Origin of the sequence: Pseudoxanthomonas sp. LjRoot127, assembly GCF_964253495.1 — a bacterium.
Lineage (GTDB): Bacteria > Pseudomonadota > Gammaproteobacteria > Xanthomonadales > Xanthomonadaceae > Pseudoxanthomonas_A.
Map to the genome: position 1 here is coordinate 1 of NZ_CAXUQR020000001.1, position 18,753 is coordinate 18,753.

Annotated in this window: 20 protein-coding genes; 11 read left to right on the plus strand and 9 right to left on the minus strand. The window is 61.7% G+C overall.

Features of this window, described 5'->3' with window-relative positions; genetic code table 11:
• From ACSQ19_RS00005 to ACSQ19_RS00045, 9 genes are all read left to right on the plus strand, one after another.
• Positions 1–293 (plus strand): hypothetical protein (locus tag ACSQ19_RS00005; RefSeq protein WP_436040751.1); only part of this gene is annotated, 293 nt, incomplete at its 5' end.
• A gap of 520 nt (positions 294–813) precedes the next feature.
• A complete protein-coding gene (locus ACSQ19_RS00010; protein WP_435999090.1) occupies positions 814–1,143 on the plus strand; it encodes a hypothetical protein in 330 nt (109 codons plus the stop codon).
• Positions 1,144–1,201: 58 nt separating this feature from the next.
• On the plus strand, positions 1,202–1,570 hold the full coding sequence (locus tag ACSQ19_RS00015) for a hypothetical protein (RefSeq protein ID WP_435999091.1): 369 nt from the start codon (positions 1,202–1,204) through the stop codon (positions 1,568–1,570).
• 59 nt (positions 1,571–1,629) lie between these two features.
• The gene (locus ACSQ19_RS00020) at positions 1,630–1,986 is read left to right on the plus strand and encodes a hypothetical protein (protein WP_435999092.1); all 357 of its coding nucleotides are present in this window, start codon (positions 1,630–1,632) and stop codon (positions 1,984–1,986) included.
• 1,890 nt (positions 1,987–3,876) lie between these two features.
• A complete protein-coding gene (locus tag ACSQ19_RS00025) occupies positions 3,877–4,143 on the plus strand; it encodes a hypothetical protein (protein WP_435999093.1) in 267 nt (88 codons plus the stop codon).
• A 772-nt stretch (positions 4,144–4,915) separates the two neighbouring features.
• The gene (locus tag ACSQ19_RS00030) at positions 4,916–5,260 is read left to right on the plus strand and encodes a DUF6794 domain-containing protein (protein WP_435999095.1); all 345 of its coding nucleotides are present in this window, start codon (positions 4,916–4,918) and stop codon (positions 5,258–5,260) included.
• Between the two features lie 930 nt (positions 5,261–6,190).
• The gene (locus ACSQ19_RS00035) at positions 6,191–6,520 is read left to right on the plus strand and encodes a hypothetical protein (RefSeq protein ID WP_435999097.1); all 330 of its coding nucleotides are present in this window, start codon (positions 6,191–6,193) and stop codon (positions 6,518–6,520) included.
• A gap of 1,022 nt (positions 6,521–7,542) precedes the next feature.
• Entirely contained in the window at positions 7,543–7,755 is a 213-nt protein-coding gene (locus tag ACSQ19_RS00040) for a hypothetical protein (RefSeq protein ID WP_435999099.1), read from the plus strand.
• A 1,657-nt stretch (positions 7,756–9,412) separates the two neighbouring features.
• Complete coding sequence (locus ACSQ19_RS00045) at positions 9,413–9,841, plus strand: hypothetical protein (RefSeq protein WP_435999101.1); 429 nt, start codon at positions 9,413–9,415, stop codon at positions 9,839–9,841.
• A 35-nt stretch (positions 9,842–9,876) separates the two neighbouring features.
• Here ACSQ19_RS00045 and lolD read toward each other — a convergent pair whose 3' ends face one another.
• From lolD to ACSQ19_RS00090, 9 genes are all read right to left on the minus strand, one after another.
• Positions 9,877–10,584, minus strand: a complete 708-nt coding sequence (lolD, locus tag ACSQ19_RS00050; RefSeq protein WP_435999103.1) for a lipoprotein-releasing ABC transporter ATP-binding protein LolD — start codon at positions 10,582–10,584, stop codon at positions 9,877–9,879.
• On the minus strand, positions 10,577–11,824 hold the full coding sequence (locus ACSQ19_RS00055) for a lipoprotein-releasing ABC transporter permease subunit (protein ID WP_435999105.1): 1,248 nt from the start codon (positions 11,822–11,824) through the stop codon (positions 10,577–10,579). The genes lolD and ACSQ19_RS00055 overlap by 8 nt, the downstream gene beginning before the upstream one ends.
• 410 nt (positions 11,825–12,234) lie before the next feature.
• A complete protein-coding gene (locus tag ACSQ19_RS00060) occupies positions 12,235–12,483 on the minus strand; it encodes a succinate dehydrogenase assembly factor 2 (RefSeq protein ID WP_435999107.1) in 249 nt (82 codons plus the stop codon).
• Positions 12,480–12,911, minus strand: coding sequence for an MAPEG family protein (locus ACSQ19_RS00065; protein ID WP_435999109.1), 432 nt, complete (start codon positions 12,909–12,911; stop codon positions 12,480–12,482). Before ACSQ19_RS00065 ends, ACSQ19_RS00060 begins: the two co-directional genes overlap by 4 nt.
• A gap of 4 nt (positions 12,912–12,915) precedes the next feature.
• Positions 12,916–13,698: a succinate dehydrogenase iron-sulfur subunit gene (locus ACSQ19_RS00070; protein ID WP_055944159.1), complete on the minus strand. Its 783-nt coding sequence runs from the start codon at positions 13,696–13,698 to the stop codon at positions 12,916–12,918.
• A gap of 18 nt (positions 13,699–13,716) precedes the next feature.
• Entirely contained in the window at positions 13,717–15,507 is a 1,791-nt protein-coding gene (sdhA, locus tag ACSQ19_RS00075) for a succinate dehydrogenase flavoprotein subunit (RefSeq protein ID WP_435999111.1), read from the minus strand.
• A 4-nt stretch (positions 15,508–15,511) separates the two neighbouring features.
• Positions 15,512–15,895: a succinate dehydrogenase, hydrophobic membrane anchor protein gene (gene sdhD / locus ACSQ19_RS00080; RefSeq protein WP_296282418.1), complete on the minus strand. Its 384-nt coding sequence runs from the start codon at positions 15,893–15,895 to the stop codon at positions 15,512–15,514.
• Positions 15,892–16,284, minus strand: a complete 393-nt coding sequence (gene sdhC, locus ACSQ19_RS00085; protein ID WP_296282420.1) for a succinate dehydrogenase, cytochrome b556 subunit — start codon at positions 16,282–16,284, stop codon at positions 15,892–15,894. Before sdhC ends, sdhD begins: the two co-directional genes overlap by 4 nt.
• A gap of 60 nt (positions 16,285–16,344) precedes the next feature.
• The gene (locus tag ACSQ19_RS00090; RefSeq protein WP_296282421.1) at positions 16,345–16,530 is read right to left on the minus strand and encodes a DUF1674 domain-containing protein; all 186 of its coding nucleotides are present in this window, start codon (positions 16,528–16,530) and stop codon (positions 16,345–16,347) included.
• A gap of 39 nt (positions 16,531–16,569) precedes the next feature.
• Here ACSQ19_RS00090 and ygfZ point away from each other — a divergent pair, with 39 nt between their 5' ends.
• Positions 16,570–17,433 (plus strand): CAF17-like 4Fe-4S cluster assembly/insertion protein YgfZ, encoded by an 864-nt coding sequence (gene ygfZ / locus ACSQ19_RS00095; RefSeq protein ID WP_299343210.1) that lies wholly within the window; start codon positions 16,570–16,572, stop codon positions 17,431–17,433.
• 86 nt (positions 17,434–17,519) lie between these two features.
• Positions 17,520–18,752 (plus strand): 5-demethoxyubiquinol-8 5-hydroxylase UbiM, encoded by a 1,233-nt coding sequence (gene ubiM / locus ACSQ19_RS00100; RefSeq protein WP_435999115.1) that lies wholly within the window; start codon positions 17,520–17,522, stop codon positions 18,750–18,752.
• The last annotated feature ends 1 nt before the right edge of the window (position 18,753 follow it).

The following is an 18,753-nucleotide window of genomic DNA, read 5'->3' on the forward strand; positions in this document are numbered from 1 at the left end:
CGCAGGGGATAAATGTGCGGGATATCGACTTAATCATTGCTCAGCTGCATCTTGCACATCCGGACATGTCGGCAGCGCAACTGGCCGTCTTACATCCTGGGGCTGACGACGATGGCTTGTGGCTCTTCCGCCATCCGACTACTGACATTGAGGTGCAAATTGAGTCTAGTACCGGTAACTGTCCGTTCTTGCTGGAAAGCTCAGGGTCGTCTGGTCAGCTCACCGCGAGCAGTGTTGAACAGGCCGTTGCATTGGTGGTCGCTGGGCTTGGCATTTCCGGGCCAGCGGCCTAACAATTCATTCAAGCCGAACCCGCTTCGCGGGTCGGCTTAATTCCGGTGTTAGCCATCATGTCAGACAGTCCTCCACAGCTAGTCGATGTAAGGCCACTCACAGCGGAGGAGCTCGACCTTCTTAGCACCATCAGCATGGTTGGCTTCGGGGTCAGTGTGCTGGCCTTTGTCTGTGTAGTGGCAGCAGCCTCATTCGTCGCCGCTAAGACACGATTACCTGGACGCTTTAGCGTTCTCGCCAGTACGTTTGTACTCCCAATCTGGTGGGTATTCGAGCAATACATGGGCGGCAGCTTAGAGATGACATTCGGCCCGGTTGCACTTCTGGCTACTCTTATCGTGTATGCAGTGTTCTCAGGACTTTTCTCTTTTGGATTCGTGCGCATGTGCATGCACTTTCTCAAGCAACCGCCAAGCATGATGGCTAACAGTTCATTCAAGCCGAACCCGCTTCGCGGGTCGGCTTAATTCAGGTGTTAGGCCGCTTAAAGCAATGTTTCGCTTCCTCACACTCCTTTGCATGGCGATCTTCTTGATCGACCTGGTTGCTCGCTCGCTTGAGACCCGTCGCGTATGGGTGGGTTGGGGCATCGTCTTGAAGCGCAGGAAAAATCCAGTCGGCTACTGGCTGATGACATCTGCTTGGTCGCTACTCGCTCTTGGCACATCCGCCGGCGTCGTATGGCTCTTGTGTGTAGCACTCATTGGCTCTGGGCCTTACGCTCAACACCCCTTCTTTTCTTTAGATCAGGCATGGCCGCTAGCAGTATCTTCCGCTGTTCTCGGCTGGCTGGCTGCAAAGATCGTCACTCGCAGGCTGCGGCTCTGGCGTCACCGGCGCGCGGCCTAACAATTCATTCAAGCCGAACCCGCTTCGCGGGTCGGCTTAATTCTGGTGTTAGGCCCCAATGGCGACAGCAACGCAAACTGCAGCAGAAATCCAACGGCTCGTTTGGCTGTTCCTCCCTCTTTGCAATGACCGCGAGACCTTACTGGCTCTCGATACGATGGCTGCCGAGCCAAGTCAGTGGTCTGAGGGACACGAGTTGTTTCAAAGGATTCGTTCCAAGACTTTGGCCGCGGAGCGGGCCGGCGACCGCCTGAGCAATATCCAGTACTGCTTTGAGGAGGTTTGTGCCAAGACCCTCTACAACCTCAGCGGGTTCCCCGCGCCCTTTGACAAGGATTCTCCGGATTGGATTCGTCCCAATGCGTTAGCATTGGCCAATGTCTTGAGCATCCCCGATCCTGATTCAGCGATCCGTCTTGGGGCCTAACAATTCATTCAAGCCGAACCCGCTTCGCGGGTCGGCTTAATTCCGGTGTTAGGCCGCTAATGACAGATTCTCAGCAACTCCAAGATATCGCCAAGCAGCTGCGCGAGCTCCAGCGCACTTCTCCGATTGACGCGGCTGATCTCGCTGGCTGGGACGCTTCAGCACGTAAGTTCTCTAGCGCGCTAGATGTACCACTCCCACCCCAGGTAATGCACTATCTGCACGATGCAGACATCCGGATCAAAGACCCGGAATACCGCGCGTCCCAAGATCAGATCATCGCCGGCATCATTTCCGACCTTGAGTCCGGTATCGTCCCTGCATCAACCAGCACGACCTTATCGTTCCACCCGCGCTGGCTTGGGGCAGCTGCTCTCGTTGTTCTCGCAATAGTCTACTTGGCCGTGTTCCGGTGACGCGGCCTAACAGATCATTCAAGCCGAACCCGCTTCGCGGGTCGGCTTAATTCAGGTGTTAGCCCCAATGAAAGTTATCGTCCTTCTGATGCTTGTCTGGGCGCCTATCGCGCCCTTGGCTGCAAAGTGTGGCGATAGATTCCTTGTCTTTTCTGGATCTGTCGCAGACAAGCAAGGCAATCCTGTCAAATCTGCACTAGTGGGCGTTGCTTGGTCGGAGAACTCCATGCCAAGTGGTCCCGCCATGTCGCTCACGGATTCAGCAGGCCGCTACTCCATTCCTATCAGCTTTAACACATACTCGGGCCATTCCGCTTTGCGAGGCGACAGCTGCAAAGGTGTTCTTAAGAGAGTGTCCGTATCCGCTTACACTGATTCGGAGCGATCATGGCCCCTGATTCTGGATATCGATTCCAAGTCACAGGTTGATGTTCCTTTGCTAGAGATCGTCTTTCCAATCCAGCGCGAGCCAACTTGGCCACATGAGGTTGGGGCTAACAATTCATTCAAGCCGAACCCGCTTCGCGGGTCGGCTTAATTCCGGTGTTAGGTGCCTTGGGGAGGGCACGGCAAATGGAAATTTCTGCACTGCTAGGCGCGCTCACCTCCGCGTTCGTCCTTATCGTTCAGTCCTCAATGCTTTGGCTTCAGGCTCGTGCACTCCGACGACACGGGCATCCGTCATTTCGCTGGCTGGCTGCTGGCAGCGCACTTGGAGTGCTTTACTGCGCTGCTTCCATTCCTCTCTATGTGCTGCAGCTCGGAGAGACGACGTACTGGGCGTTAGTTGGCGGTTCTACTTTGCTGGTTTCTTCGGGTGCCACGCTCGGCTTGACTGGTACGATTCTTCTGTTCCGGTCGTACGCCAAACTTGCGGAGCGTGCTGGTCCAGGTTCAGTAGCCGGCACCTAACAATTCATTCAAGCCGAACCCGCTTCGCGGGTCGGCTTAATTCCGGGGTTAGGGCCCTATGGAAGCATCACTAGAAGTTGGGGGCTCTCTAGAGCATGACGGGGATGAGCTTGTCCGGTACACCGTGCGACTCTCTAACGGAAACTTTGTCGCCAGCACTTCAGCGTGGGGCAACGTCGGCGACCACTTGCAGCTAGCTGAAGCACTGACGGGTTTTCCTGCGTCAGCAGACTCGACGGCCAGCTACGCCTTTGGCAGTCCCGGCACCGGCCACTGCCACCTTGAACTCTTCTGCACTGACCGCCTCGGGCATGTAGGTCTTTGGGCCACCTTCGAGTCGACCTACCCGGTCGGTCGCTCCGAGCAGCGTGAGACAGCCCGTCTTTTCATGCGTTGTGATCCAGCTTCCATTGATACTTTCATTGCCGAGCTGAGGGGGTTCGCGGCAGGCTCGCCAAATCGGGCCAGGCTTCTCGGCTTAGGGCCCTAACAATTCGTTCAAGCCGATGCCGCTTCGCGGCACGGCTTAACTCAGGCGTTAGGTGGGGAGGACAAGATGGCGGTAACTCTAGGCTTAGTTGCATTCCTGCTCACCACCACGGGCGATCCGGCTTGTGCCGTCACCTTGTTCAATTTCTCCGGGGTGGACGTATCTGTCCCTATGGAGGGTCGTGATCTTGTACTAGAGCCGCGCGATAGTGCGCCTGTCCCGGTCACTTCGCTGTCTTCACTCGATTTTGGCGCCGTCAACCACCGCTTCTTGGTTTCTCCAGCTATGCTCGTTCTTTGTCCGGCCTCACGCCCGGTTGAGGTTGAGGCTCGCTCAGACGGACAGCTCTGGATTAAAGGTGTGGACGAGCAACCTGAGGGCATGCCGCTTAAGCCAGCTCAGTTGCAAGACCTCACCGGCTCCCCACCTAACAATTCATTCAAGCCGAACCCGCTTCGCGGGTCGGCTTAATTCTGGTGTTAGTTGCCATGGAAAGCTCACAAAAAATTCCCACCAAGAGCATGGCTGTTCTCTGCAGCTTGGCAGAGCTTTCTGATAGCGGACTGAGGGTAATTCTTGAGGATGCATGTAAAGGACATGAGTCAGGCACATGGGCTTACCACAGCCTGTTTACTTTCAAGGATTACGCACCGGGAAGTCTTGAAGACCTAGCTGGGCTACCCGAGGCTGAGCTAGCCGATTTCGGTTTCAACGTGCTGGCGCGCTTGCTTGCAAGCAACGGGCTTGGCACCTAACAATTCATTCAAGCCGAACCCGCTTCGCGGGTCGGCTTAATTCCGGTGTTAGGCCGCATGAAGAGCATCTTGGCAAACTCATCTATAACCTTCGGCATAGCCGTTCTTGCCTACGCGCTGGCTTGGATCCTAGGTTTGCTTCCCGTTGATTTCATGCTCCCCTCCGATGGCCAGGCTCACTCTCAATATTGGCGTGCCGTTCCGAAGGTATCGCAAAGTTTGGGTTACCTGCCGTACGCTCTCGCTATTGTCGGGTTGGCGATCCTGGTTGCGGGACTAGCTCTTCGTCGTCGGCTGCGCAACACTGCGGCCTAACAATTCATTCAAGCCGAACCCGCTTCGCGGGTCGGCTTAATTCCGGTGTTAGGCCCCGGGGTAGACTTATGGCAACTTCAGACAGCGAGTACTTTCATCAACTACCGCCGCTCACCTCAGACATCGTTGCTGAGCTCCGCACTGGCCAAGAGATTCCGCTTCTTCTGCTTGAGCACGTCCCTTCCGGCGGCGGTGCAATCTTTTCGGTTCAGTACACGCATCGTGAGCTCATCTACCGTAGCCCTGGGCAGAAGGATGCTGTCGCGGTAGGCACCGCCAAGCTCCTCGATGACGGAGAGTATCGAGACGCTCGCATTCTGTTCTCCCGCCCGCACCAAACCGCAACACTTCGCGGGCTTGTGCTGGAGGGACAGGTCAAGGTTGGTGGGCCGGGGCCTAACAAGTCATTCAAGCCGAACCCGCTTCGCGGGTCGGCTTAATTCCGGTGTTAGCCCTCATGAAGAAGCTACTGCTGCTCTTCACTCTTTCTTTCGCCAGCCCACTTTTGGCGCAAGACGAGCCAGAGTTGGGCCCTGAGAATTGGCCCACGACTGTCCAGGCGATCGCCGCAGACATCTTGGGCTCACTGTCTGACGAGGATAAGGCCACTCTGCGCATGACTAAGAAGGATGACCTGATCATGTTCCATCACGGCTGGGGCATGGGCATCCGTAACCATTACGGCCTATGGCGGGGTAACGACAAACTGATCGAGTCGGCTTGCGGCAAGGGGTGCCATCCGGATGATGCGTCCATGGTAATCATTGAGGCAGTCTGGTCAGCCCTGCAGCATGAGGGCTAACAATTCATTCAAGCCGAACCCGCTTCGCGGGTCGGCTTAATTCTGGTGTTATCCACCACATGAAGACTCTTGCAACGTTGGCATCAGTTGCTCTCTTGTCCGGCTGCGTGACTTGCGCAGATGGCGCTGCTGGCGTCGAGCAACGCGATCGATACGCTGGTGGATTCTGTGAGGCGACGCTGCAAGTCTCTGGCGACTTTGGATTTGAGAGTGTCGGCCACTTCAACCACTGCTTCTACAAGTCTAGGGACTTCGGTCAGTGCCAAAGTATGTCCGTTGCTCCATCGGGTTCAATCGCACTCTGGCAAGAGAGTTCAACGGGCTCCGTCGTGGCCTATCGCCCTGCCTGGGCACGGCCTGTGGTGCTTCTCAAGAGTTTTCCCACTCCACGTGCATTGGAGTCCGCTGTATGGGATGAGGCTGCTGGCTCTGTCACCGTCAAGGCATGGGAGCATGCGGAGACTCATAGATTGGCCATCCCGGGTGGTGGCTAACAATTCATTCAAGCCGAACCCGCTTCGCGGGTCGGCTTAATTCTGGTGTTAGGCCTGCACAACAGCATCTTGGGATCGCAATGCCTCACAACTCAGTCGATCTGCATATGCCCGATAATTTCTGGGATACACGTCATCCGCATCGACTGTGGACTTGGCTCCGCGTGCACATGCCCGGCCCGATCTCCGACTTTTTTCCCAAGGCCACTGACTGCACGACGAGTGGCGGATGGCATCGCTGGTACAACAAAGATGAGTTACATTCCGTCTGCTATCACTGCAAGGTCATCATCGAGGGCCAGCTTTGGCGCCAGCAGCCGAGCCAGCCCGGAGTGCAGGCCTAACAATTCATTCAAGCCGAACCCGCTTCGCGGGTCGGCTTAATTCCGGTGTTAGGCCGCTTAGAGCAATGTTTCGCTTCCTCACACTCCTTTGCATGGCGATCTTCTTGATTGACCTGGTTGCTCGCTCGCTTGAGACCCGTCGCGTATGGGTGGGTTGGGGCATCGTCTTGAAGCGCAGGAAAAATCCAATCGGCTACTGGCTGATGACATCTGCTTGGTCGCTACTCGCTCTTGGCACATCCGCCGGCGTCGTATGGCTCTTGTGTGTAGCAATCATTGGCTCTGGGCCCTACGCTCAACACCCCTTCTTTTCTTTAGATCAGGCATGGCCGCTAGCAGTATCTTCCGCTGTTCTCGGCTGGCTGGCTGCAAAGATCGTCACTCGCAGGCTGCGGCTCTGGCGTCACGGGCGCGCGGCCTAACAATTCATTCAAGCCGAACCCGCTTCGCGGGTCGGCTTAATTCTGGTGTTAGGCCCCGAAAGAGACATCTAAGATGGTCGGAAAATTCTTGAAACGTGGCGCGATCATTGACGTGATCAAGAGCCAGGAGCGCACCAATGCCATCCAAAAGCGGGATGGGCTATCCAAGCACCCGGTTCGCTTTATTACTTGCGGCTGCCCTGATCCAGACTGTGGGGGCTGGCATACAATCGAAACTGATCGCACTCTTCCGACAGAGGCTGATTGCGCTGAAGCAATTCGCTCACACAACAAGGCTCGCAAATCCCGCAAACGGATCGGGGCCTAACAAATCATTCAAGCCGAACCCGCTTCGCGGGTCGGCTTAATTCTGGTGTTAGGCATCAGATGGACATTGCCTCAAAACCATCGCCGTATCGCTGGAGGACCGCCGCGCGGCGGCGCCTGCCATGGTTTCTTATTAAGCTCGGCATCGCGGACAAAGGGACAGATTGCGAGGCTGCTGGCGGTACGCATGCCTGGTACAACAGGGACGATAGGAGCAGCGGGTGCTATCACTGCAAGGTCATCCGGGCCGGCCGCTCGTGGGAGTCGGCTGATGCCTAACAATTCATTCAAGCCGAACCCGCTTCGCGGGTCGGCTTAATTCTGGTGTTAGGCCGCAATGAAAGATCACCTTGTTACCGAGATCCATCTTCTACGGATTGAGACCGGTAGTCGATCAACTCCGTTGGCATCTGGTGAGTGGCGCACCATTCTTGGCATCGGCAACGAGCACTGGTCTGCCCGCCTTACTTTTGCGGACAGTCCTGGACCCGGCGATACCTTTCATGCCACGGTGCAGCTACTAGTTCCAGATGCACTTAAGCACTTTCCTGTGGGTTCTAATTTCACAGTCTGGGAAAATGGCAACAAAGGGACAGGTCGCGTTTTGTCGGTTGCGGCCTAACAATTCGTTCAAGCCGAACCCGCTTCGCGGGTCGGCTTAATTCTGGTGTTAGGTGTGCCTTGGGGAGTAAGTGATGGCCATTGTCTTCATAGTCCTCGCGATCGGCCTCGCCTTTGCCGCCCACCGTACGACCGATAAGCTTGTCCGCGTCTCCTGCATGGTCCTCTGCTTAGCAAATCTTGCGGGTGCCGCAACTGCTATCTACAAGGATGATCCGTATGCTTTCAAGCTTCGTCCAAATGACGGTGAGTACGACCCAAACTACCGACGTGACAGCCGTCGTTAGCATCAAGGCCGGCACACCTAACAATTCATTCAAGCCGAACCCGCTTCGCGGGTCGGCTTAATTCTGGTGTTAGGTGGGGAGGCCAAAAGTGGCGGTAGCTCTAGGCTTAGTTGCATTCCTGCTCACCACCACGGGCGATCCGGCTTGTGCCGTCACCTTGTTCAATTCCTCCGGGGTGGACGTATCTGTCCCTATGGAGGGTCGTGATCTTGTACTAGAGCCGAGCGATAGTGCGGCTGTCCCGGTCACTTCGCTGTCTTCACTCGATTTTGGCGCCGTCAACCACCGCTTCTTGGTTTCTACAGCGATGCTCGTTCTTTGTTCGGCCTCACGCCCGGTTGAGGTTGAGGCTCGCTCAGACGGACAGCTCTGGATTAAAGCTGTGGAGGAGCAACCCGAGGGCATGCCGCTTAAGCCAGCTCAGTTGCAAGACCTCACCGGCTCCCCACCTAACGATTCATTCAAGCCGAACCCGCTTCGCGGGTCGGCTTAATTCTGGTGTTAGCGCTCATGGTCTCTCTCATTCGCGCACTGACCGTTCTTTCGCTAGCCCTGCTCTTGGCGGCTTTGCTCTTGCCATTTGAGCGCCCCATGGCTGTGAATATCCCGCTGGATCAGCCACCCCCAATGTGGCTCTTCGGCGCCGCTTTGTTGCTTGCCGGCTTTGTGATTGGAGCCGCGGCTTCAGTGGGCCTCATGCGACTCAAACGATGGGGCCGACTGCTCGCCACAGCTGCATCTGCTTTTGTCCTCTTAGCCGCGTGGCTTCTAGCGCAATCGCCGCTCGCAAGCCATGTGGGTGGCTTTAGTACAACGCTCTTCGCTTCTGGGGCTTTGGCCCGGTTGTGTGGCGTCGCTCTGTCATACCATCCGATTGTTGCGCCACGCTTCCAGGCATGAGCGCTAACAATTCATTCAAGCCGAACCCGCTTCGCGGGTCGGCTTAATTCTGGTGTTAGCGCTAGGGAGAGTTCACATTGAGACGAGTGCGGCCAGTTCAAACAATATCAGGCGCCTACTGGTGTCTTTGGGCCTGACAGCCTTCGCGTGCATGAGTGTAGGCAAGTTCCCTGGCGCCGCTGGTTGGATAGGCGGCGCCGGATGGCTCTTGCTTGGAGCGACATTTTTCGCGGCGTCCTCTACTGTCGTCACCGGTCCAGGACTTTCCAAACCAAACGGTGGCCTGACAGTTCTTTCGTTCGCGCTTTCGCTGGCCCTTATCGTTGGTAGCGTAGTCATCTGGGCAGGCACGCGCTAGCAATCCATTCAAACCGAACCCGTTTCGGGGGTCGGCTTGATTCTGGGATCAGGCCCCGCGTGAGCCATATGGGGAACTTGCAGTCAGCAGCATGAAAACTCGCGTGCATTGTTCCCCCGATACGTACTGCAAGACGGGTATCGCGCTGGTTACCATCGCAGCCCTCCTCTTCCTGGTGGGACTTGCCAAAGATCCCGCGCCCAGTGACGAAATGAGACGTTTTCTTGTCGCGGGCTTGAGCGTGGGTGGGGCGTTGCTGTACGTCGCCGGCAAGATCGTGTCAGCCAAGCGCAGGTAGCTCAGCGCCTTCGCAGCAGCCTCCCCCCGCGGCGCCTAACGGCCAGGATCCTCTCGAGCCGAGTACGGGGGTAAGATCCCCGCACGTTCTTGGAGCCTGCCATGTCGAAGATGCTTCGCAACATCGCTGCCGTCGTCGCCGGCCTCGTACTGGGCAGCCTCGCCAACATGACCGTCGTCATGCTCGGACCCGCGCTCTTCCCGCCCCCGCCGGGCGTGGACATGACGACGGCGGAGGGCCTGCGGCAGGCGATGCCGCTGTTGCAGCCGCGGCATTTCATCGCCCCGTTTGTTGCGCACGCACTGGGGACGCTGGTCGGTGCGCTTGCCGCGCATCGGATCGCCGGCAGCCGCAAGGCACTGGTCGCCTGGGTGATCGGCCTTCTGTTCCTGTGTGGAGGCATCGCCGCCAGCGTGATGATTCCCGCACCCATCTGGTTCAAGGTCTGCGACCTGTTGTTCGCCTACCTGCCGATGGCGTGGCTGGCGATCCGGATCGCGACGTATCGGAAGCGCGCGCCTGCCGCTTGATACAGGAGCGCGGCGCGCGGTCGCGCCGCCCCCGATCAGACGGCGTCGCGGGGCAGCTCGCGCAGCCTGCCTTCGTGAAGTTCCAGCACCCGGTCCAGCCGGCGCGCCAGGCGGCGATCATGGGTCACCAGTACTAGACTGGTCTTCTGCGCCCGGTTGAGGTCGAGCATCAGGTCGAACACGGTCGCCGCGGTCTTCTCGTCCAGATTGCCCGTGGGCTCATCGCCCAGCACGCAGGCCGGTTGGTTGACCAGGGCGCGCGCCACCGCGGCACGCTGCCGCTCGCCGCCCGACAATTCACCGGGTTTGTGCGCCAGGCGATGCCCCAGGCCGACCGACTCCAGCAAAGCCCTCGCCTTGCCTGACGCCGTTTCCGCGTTCGCGCCACCCAGCATCACCGGCATCATGACGTTTTCGAGCGCGGTGAACTCGGGCAGAAGGTGGTGGAACTGGTAGACGAACCCGAGCGAGCAGTTGCGCAGCTGGCCACGCGCCGCGTCGGACAGCGACGACATCTTCTGTCCGGCGACGTACACCTCGCCCGAGGTCGGCGTGTCCAGACCGCCGAGCAGGTGCAACAGCGTGCTCTTGCCCGCGCCGGACGCGCCCACGATCGCGACGGTCTCGCCGGGCTGCACGTTCAACTCCAGCCCGTCGAACACCGGCGTGCGCAGCTTGCCTTCGGCATAGGTCTTGCCCAGCGCTTCGGCGTGGACGACAGCGGAACGGATGGCGTCATTCATAGCGCAGCGCCTCCGCGGGCTGGGTGCGGGCGGCCCGCCATGCCGGGTAGAGCGTGGCGAGGAAGCTCATCGTCAAGGCCACGGCGGCGATCAGCACGACTTCGCTGCCGCTGAGTTCGTAGGGCAAGCCGGTGATGTAGTACACGTCCGGCGGCAGCAACGTCACCTTGAACACGGCTTCGATGGCGGCGAGGATGTACTCCAGGTTGATGGTCAGCAGGATGCCGCCGACCACGCCAAGGACCGTGCCCATCACGCCGATCAGCAGGCCCTGCACCATGAACACCTGCATCACGCCGCGCGGCGTCAGGCCCAGCGTGCGCAGGATGGCGATATCGGCCTGCTTGTCGGTCACCAGCATGACCTGGGAGTTCACCAGCGAGAACGCGCCCATCAGGATGATGAAGGACAACAGGATGCCCATCACCGTCTTCTCCATTTTCAGCGAGTGGTAGAGGTTGGCGTTCTCGCTGGTCCAGTCGCTGATCCGGTAAGGTCCCTGCAGACGCAGCGCGAGGTCGCGTGCCACCTCCCAGGACTGGTACATGTCGTGCAGTTTGAGACGCACGCCGGTGACGCCCTCGCCCATCCGCAACACACGCTGCAGGTCGCCCATGTGCACGAGCGCGAGGTTGCGGTCGACGTCGTTGTGACCGACCGAGAAAATGCCGCTGACGGTGAAGCGCTTGATCTTGGGCATCGCGCCCATCGGCGTGCCTTGGAAGTCGCCCGCGGTAACGACGACGCTGTCGCCTACGCCGACGCGGAGCCAGGCCGCCAGCTCCTGACCCAGCAGGATGTGGAATTCACCCGGCTTCAGCGAGTCCAGCGTGCCCGACTTCATCTTGTCGCCGATCACGGAAACCTTCGGTTCCTCGCCAGGCAGGATGCCGGTGACCAGCGCACCCTGAGGATCGGCATTGCCGGTCAGCATCGCCTGCACGTTGATGAAAGGAGCCGCGCCCGACACGCGCGGATCGCCCATCGCGATCTTCGTGGCATGCGGCCAGTCGTGCATGGCCTCGCCCGCGCCCATTACCGTCGCGTGCGCCGTGGCCTGGAGCAAGCGGTCGCGGATTTCGCGCTGGAAACCGCTCATCACCGACAGCGTGGTGATCAGGATCATCACGCCGAGCGCAATGCCCACGACCGAGGCCAGCGAGATGAAGGAGATGAAACCGTTGCGGCGCTTGGCGCGGAGATAGCGCAGGCCGATGGCGACGGGAATGGGTTTGAACATGCCCCTATGGTGCCCGATCCCTCCGGTGCCGCCCAGCATCCCCGCTGCCCGCAGCAAGCCGGAGTTCACGCCGCCGTGCAGCCGGCAGCGTATCCGGCCACCAGGCAGCATGACGCCAACGCCCGCCGGCACGCTCGCGCCAACGGAGAAACGCCAGCGGACCCCGCCACCGCAGGCAAACCGCGCACATCGGCACGCCGTCGACGCTGGGGGCCCGCTCGTTGCCGGGAAACCAGAAGACCAAGGCGGGCTTCCGCCCTTCCTTGCGCGACAGCCAGAGGCCATACCCGAGCGCAAAAGCACCGGCAGGCCAGGCGATCGGTCGCGGCATTTCGCTCGTCAGGATCGAGACGGCACCCAGCGCACCCAGCAGGATCAGCACCGCCTGCAGCAGGCGCGACGGCCGCCACTCAAGCCGGCAGTTGACGGATCCGTTCGACCAGCGCGGCGAGTTCCGCATCGGGACAGTGCTCGTAGCCCATGAACCAGCGCCAGAGCTTATCGTCCTCGCAATCGAGCAGCCGTAGGAAAACAACGCGCTGCGGTTCGGATTCGACCGCCCAGCAGCGGTCGAGATAACGTCCGAACAACTGGTCCAGTTCGCGCATGCCACGCCGGCAGCGCCAGCGGATGCGCTTGAGTTCGCGATCGTCGCTCATGCCGCGGCCAGCGCCAGCGCGAGGCGCACCCAGAACGCGATCAACACCAGCGTTGCCAGCGCATAGGCCACGAAGCGGGTCATGACATGGTTCCAGGTGCAGTGCACCAGGCTATGCGCGGTTCGCAACGCGACGAACGCCCATGCCAGCCCGAGCGACACCGCATCCGAGACGCCGAGCTGCGCCGCCAGCATCACGCCGGCATAGAACAGCACCGGCAGCTCGAAGAGATTGCGGAAGTTGTCCGACGCGCGGGTGTCACTCAACAGGCGCACCGAATCCGCGGCATTCGCCAGGGCCTGCGCGTGGATGCGCTTGCGGGCCATTTCCCCCAGGCGAAGCTGGTACAGCCTGACCCACACGAGGAAGGTCAGGCCGGCCATTGCCACGGCGGGCCAGAGGATTGCCGTGGCGGGTCCATCGCTCATGCGGTCAGGCGCGACGCGCCATCATCAGCTTCTTGATCTCGGCGATCGCCAGCGCCGGGTTCAGGCCCTTCGGGCAGGTCCGGGCGCAGTTCATGATGGTGTGGCAGCGGTACAGCTTGAACGGATCTTCCAGATCGTCCAGGCGCGCACCGGTGTCCTCGTCGCGCGAATCGATGATCCAGCGGTAGGCCTGCAGCAGGATCGCCGGGCCGAGGTAACGCTCGCCGTTCCACCAGTAGCTCGGGCAGCTCGTCGAGCAGCAGGCGCACAGGATGCACTCGTACAGGCCGTCCAGCTTCTTGCGGTCTTCCGGGGACTGCAGGCGCTCGCGATCCGGCGGGGCCGGCGTCTGCGTGCGGATCCAGGGCTTGATCGAGGCGTACTGCGCGTAGAAATGGGTCAGGTCGGGAACCAGATCCTTCACCACGTCCATGTGCGGCAGCGGATAGATCGGCACTTCCGCCTTGCCGCAATCGCCGATGGCCTTGGTGCAGGCCAGCGTGTTGGTACCATCGATGTTCATCGCGCACGAACCGCAGATGCCTTCGCGGCACGAGCGACGGAACGTCAGCGTGGGATCGATCTCGTTCTTGATCTTGATCAGCGCGTCCAGGACCATCGGGCCGCACTTGTCGAGATCGATCTCGTAGGTGTCGGTGCGCGGATTGGCGCCGTCGTCCGGGTTCCAGCGGTACACCTTGAAGGTGCGCACGTTCTTGGCGCCCTTCGCGGGGAAGTGCTTGCCCTTGGTGACGCGCGAGTTCTTCGGGAGCGAAAATTCGGCCATGTGTCAGGTCTCCCGGGCTCAGTAGACGCGCGGCTTGGGCGGCACCACATCCACGTCTTTGCTGAGCGTGTACATGTGCACGGGGCGGGAATCGAAGCTGCACTTGCCGTCGTCGGCGACGTTGACCAGCGTGTGCTTCTGCCAGTTGACGTCGTCGCGCTCCGGGAAATCCTCGTGCGCGTGCGCGCCGCGGCTCTCATGGCGCTGTTCGGCCGAATTGATCGTGGCCACCGCGCTGAGCAGCAGGTTGTGCAGTTCGTAGGTCTCGATCAGGTCCGAGTTCCAGATCAGCGAACGGTCGCTGACCTTGACGTCCTGGAAGCTGGAGAAGATGTCCGCCATCTTGTCGCAGCCTTCCTTCAGCGTCTTGCTGGTGCGGAACACGGCGGCGTCGGCCTGCATCGTGCGCTGCATGTTGTCGCGGATCACGGAGGTGGGCGTGTCGCCATTCGCGTTGCGCAGCTTGTCCAGGTGCGACAGCGCCTTGTCGCAGGCATCGCCGGCCAGCGGCTTGTGCGCAGAACCGCTCTTGATGGTCTCGGCGCAGCGGTTGGCGACCGCGCGACCGAACACGACCAGGTCGAGCAGCGAGTTGGAGCCCAGGCGGTTGGCGCCATGCACCGACACGCAGGCGGCTTCGCCGATGGCGTACAGACCGGGCACGACGGTATCCGGGTTGTCGCCGACCTTGCGCACCACTTCGCCGTGGTAGTTGGTCGGGATGCCGCCCATGTTGTAATGCACGGTCGGGATGACCGGGATCGGCTGCTTGGTCACGTCCACGCCGGCGAAGATGTGGGCGCTTTCGGCGATGCCGGGCAGCTTCTCGTTGATGACTTCCGGGCCCAAGTGGGTCAGGTCGAGCAGGATGTGGTCCTTGTGCTCGCCCACGCCGCGGCCTTCGCGGATCTCGATGGTCATCGAACGGCTGACCACGTCGCGCGAGGCCAGGTCCTTGTAGTGCGGTGCATAGCGCTCCATGAAGCGCTCGCCATTGCTGTTGCGCAGGATGCCGCCTTCGCCGCGCACGCCTTCGGTGATCAGGCAGCCCGCGCCGTAGATGCCGGTCGGATGGAACTGCACGAATTCCATGTCCTGCATCGGCAGGCCGGCGCGCATCACCATGCCGCCACCGTCGCCGGTGCAGGTATGCGCGGACGTCGCCGAGAAATACGCACGGCCGTAGCCGCCGGTGGCCAGCACCACGCCATGGGCGCGGAACAGGTGCAGCGTGCCAGTGGCCATGTCCAGGGCGAGCACACCACGACAGGCGCCTTCTTCGTCGAAGATCAGGTCCAGCGCGAAGTACTCGACCATGAAGCGCGCGTCGTGCGCCAGCGACTGCTGGTACAGCGTGTGCAGCATGGCGTGGCCGGTGCGATCCGCGGCGGCGCAGGTGCGCTGCGCCGGCGGGCCTTCACCGAACTTGGTGGTCATGCCGCCGAACGGACGCTGGTAGATCTTGCCGTCCTCGGTGCGGGAGAACGGCACGCCGTAGTGCTCCAGCTCGATGATGGCCGGAATGGCCTCGCGGCACATGTACTCGATGGCATCCTGGTCGCCCAGCCAGTCCGAGCCCTTGATGGTGTCGTAGAAGTGGTAGCGCCAGTCGTCCTCGCCCATGTTGCCCAGCGCGGCCGAGATGCCGCCCTGCGCCGCCACAGTATGCGAGCGGGTCGGGAAGACCTTGGTCAGGCAGACGGTCTGCAGGCCCTTGGCCGCCAGGCCGAACGTCGCGCGCAGGCCGGCGCCGCCGGCGCCCACCACGACCATGTCGTACTTGTGTTCGGTGATCTTGTAAGCGGACATTGACTCAATTCCCCAGCGCGATGCGGGCCACGGCGAAGACGCTCACGATGGCGCCCAGCACGGCGATGAACTTGACGGTGGTCTGCACCGCGAGGGCGAGCAGCGAGTTGTGGATGTAGTCCTCCAGGATGACCTGCAGGCCCAGTTGCGCATGCCAGAACATCGCGACCAGGAAGCCGACCAGCAGCATCGCATTCCAAGGCTTGGCGATGGCGGCCGTGGCGGCGACGTAGTCCGCGCCCGCCAGGCTCAGCACGAACACGAGGAACCAGATCGTCAGCGCGACCAGCGCGGTGGCGGTCAGGCGCTGGTGCACGAAATGCTCGGTGCCGGTCTTCGCCGAGCCCAGGCCGCGCGCGTTCTTGATGGGGGTACGGAAGTTGCTCATGCCCCACCTCCCACCAGTACGTACGCCCACACCAGGGCGGTGATGACCAGGCTGCCGATCACCGACAGCCAGCTGCTGCGCACGAACGTCGCGATCCGGTAGCCGATGGCGAAGTCCTGCACGATGTGGCGGATGCCGTTGCACAGGTGGTAGGCGAAGGCCCAGGTCCAGCCGAACAGGAACACCTGGCCGTACCAGGCGCCGGCGTGGCTGCTGAAGCAGTTCCAGGCCTCAGGACCCATCATCAGCGCGACCAGGCCGGCCGTGATCAGCAGGGCGCCCGCAGCGAGCACGACGCCGGTCGCACGATGCAGGATGGAGGTCACCATCTGGATCTGCCAACGGTAGACCTGGAGATGGGGGGAAAGCGGACGTTGTGGAGTCGCCATTCGTTGCGCTCGTTGTCTCGGCTGGGCAGTCAGGGACCGCGTTGGCTATACGTGCACTGCTCAGAAATCGATGCAGCGTCCGTTCTTTTCCCAATCCCCGTAACGCGTGGGCTCGGGCCCGTCGCGGCCACCGATCTCCTTCTGCACGACCGTATCCGTCGCCCCTTCGCCGGGTGTCGGCGTCGAGGTGGCGGATGGCTGTGTTCCGGGATCGGGTTCGGGAGTCGGGGGAGTTTGACCTATCATGGCGGTCTCGCAACGCACAAAATTTTAATCCCCGCCCCCTTGGCTGACAACCTTTCCCGTACCACCGCGCCGTCTTTCGCCCTGTCCGACCATGCCCTGGTGACGCTGGAAGGGCCTGATGCGGCGGCGTTTGCACAGGCCCAGTTCGCCAACGACGTGGCCGGCCTGCCGGTCGGGCAATGGCAGTGGAACGCGTGGCTGACGCCCAAGGGACGCGTGATGGCGGTGTTTGCGCTGGCGCGGCTGGCGGAGGATCGCGTCTGGCTCGTACTGCCGGACCACCCTGCCCCTGCGTTCGTCGAGTCCCTGCGACGTTTCGTGTTTAGACGAAAGTTGAAGATCGAACTCCACGTCGATACGACGATCAGCGGCGCTTTCGCCGTACCCCACGCTGCGCGCGGCGCGACCTTGGGGATGGACGGCGGAGTGCTGGAGCTGGACTGGAGCGGACAAGGCGGTCCGCGCACGCTGCGTGTCGGTGCACCGGGCGTCGATGACGTTGCGCAGCAGGCCTCGTGGCGTGCCGCCGACCTGCGTCATGGTCTTCCCCGCCTTCCCGATGCCCAGCGCGAACAATGGACGCCGCAGCAGCTGGCGCTGGACAGGCTGGCCGCCTACAGCGTCAAGAAGGGCTGCTACCCGGGGCAGGAAATCGTGGCGCGCACCCACTTCCTTGGCAAGGCCAAGCGCGCATTACAGGGCTTCCACGCGGCAGGCTCCGTCGCTCCGGGCGCCATCGTGCGCGACAGCGAGCGCGACATCGGGGAAGTCGTCAGCACGGTGGCCGACGGTCCGCAGACCCTGCTGCTGGCCGTGCTGCCGCTGGACCACACCGGCGAAGGCGTGTTGGCCGATACGCAGCCGCTGACGCGCATTCCCTTGCTGGACGGCCTGAGCCGCTGACGATCCTGCGTGGCGATTGATCCACGTCAATGACGTGGGCGACTGCGTGCCTAGACTGCCGTGAACCCAGGCACGAAGACACGCGCATGCACCACGACGTCATCATCATCGGCGCCGGCCCCGCGGGGTTGTGCCTGGCCAAGGCCTTGTGCGATCTCGACCTCAAGGTCGCGCTCGTGGAGCGGCAGTCGCGCGCCGCCATCGCAGAGCCCGCGTTCGACGGCCGCGAGATCGCGTTGACGCATGCCTCAATGCGCCTGCTGCGCGACCTCGGGATCTGGCAGCATCTGCCCGACGACGCCTGCTCGCCCCTGCGCGCCGCCCGCGTCATGGAAGGCGACTGCCTGCACGACATGCGCATCGACGCCGCGCTGGCCGGCAAGGAACAGCTCGGCATGCTGGTGCCGAACCAGCGGATCCGCGAAGCGGCATGGAAGGCCGTCAGCGACCTACCCGGGCTGGATTTCTTCGATGGCGCGCGGATCCATGCCGTCCGCACGACCGACGACCATGCCGGCATCACCCTCGGCGACGGACTCCGCCTGGAAGCACCGCTCCTGATCGCGGCAGACAGCCGCTTCTCCGAGACGCGCCGCGCGATGGGTATCGGGGCCGATCAGTACGATTTCGGCAAGAGCATGCTGGTCTGCCGCATGCATCACGAACAGCCGCATCAGGGCGTGGCGTGGGAATGGTTCGGCCACGGCCAGACACGCGCGCTGCTCCCGCTGAAGGAGCATGAATCCTCCGTCGTCATCACCCTGCCGGATGCCGCGGCACGACGTCTCGCCGCGCTGGACATCGACGCATTCGCCTGCGAGATGGAGCAGCGCTACGGGCATCGCCTGGGCCACATGACGCTGGAAAGCAGCCGGCATGTGTATCCGCTGGTGGGCGTCTATGCGCGCCGGTTCGTCGGGCGCCGGTTCGCGCTGGCCGGAGACGCGGCGGTCGGCATGCACCCGGTCACGGCGCATGGCTTCAATCTCGGGCTGGCCAGCGTCGAGCGGCTGGCGGCCATGGCGCGCGACGCGATGCAGCGCAAGGGAGACCTCGGGTGCGCGGAAGGGCTGGCGCGTTACGAGCGCCGCCATCGCCGCGGCACACGGCCGCTGTACCTGGCCACGCGCGCCATCGTGGAGCTCTACACCGACGACCGTGCGCCGGCACGCTTGCTGCGCGAGGGGGTGCTGCGAGCGGGTCGCCGACTGACCCCTTTCCGGCGTGCGCTCGCGGGCATGCTGGCCGACGAGAGCCCGAGCGACCGTCGCCCGCTGCAGCGCCTGCGCGACGGCCTGGCGCTGTTGCGCCCGGCCTGAC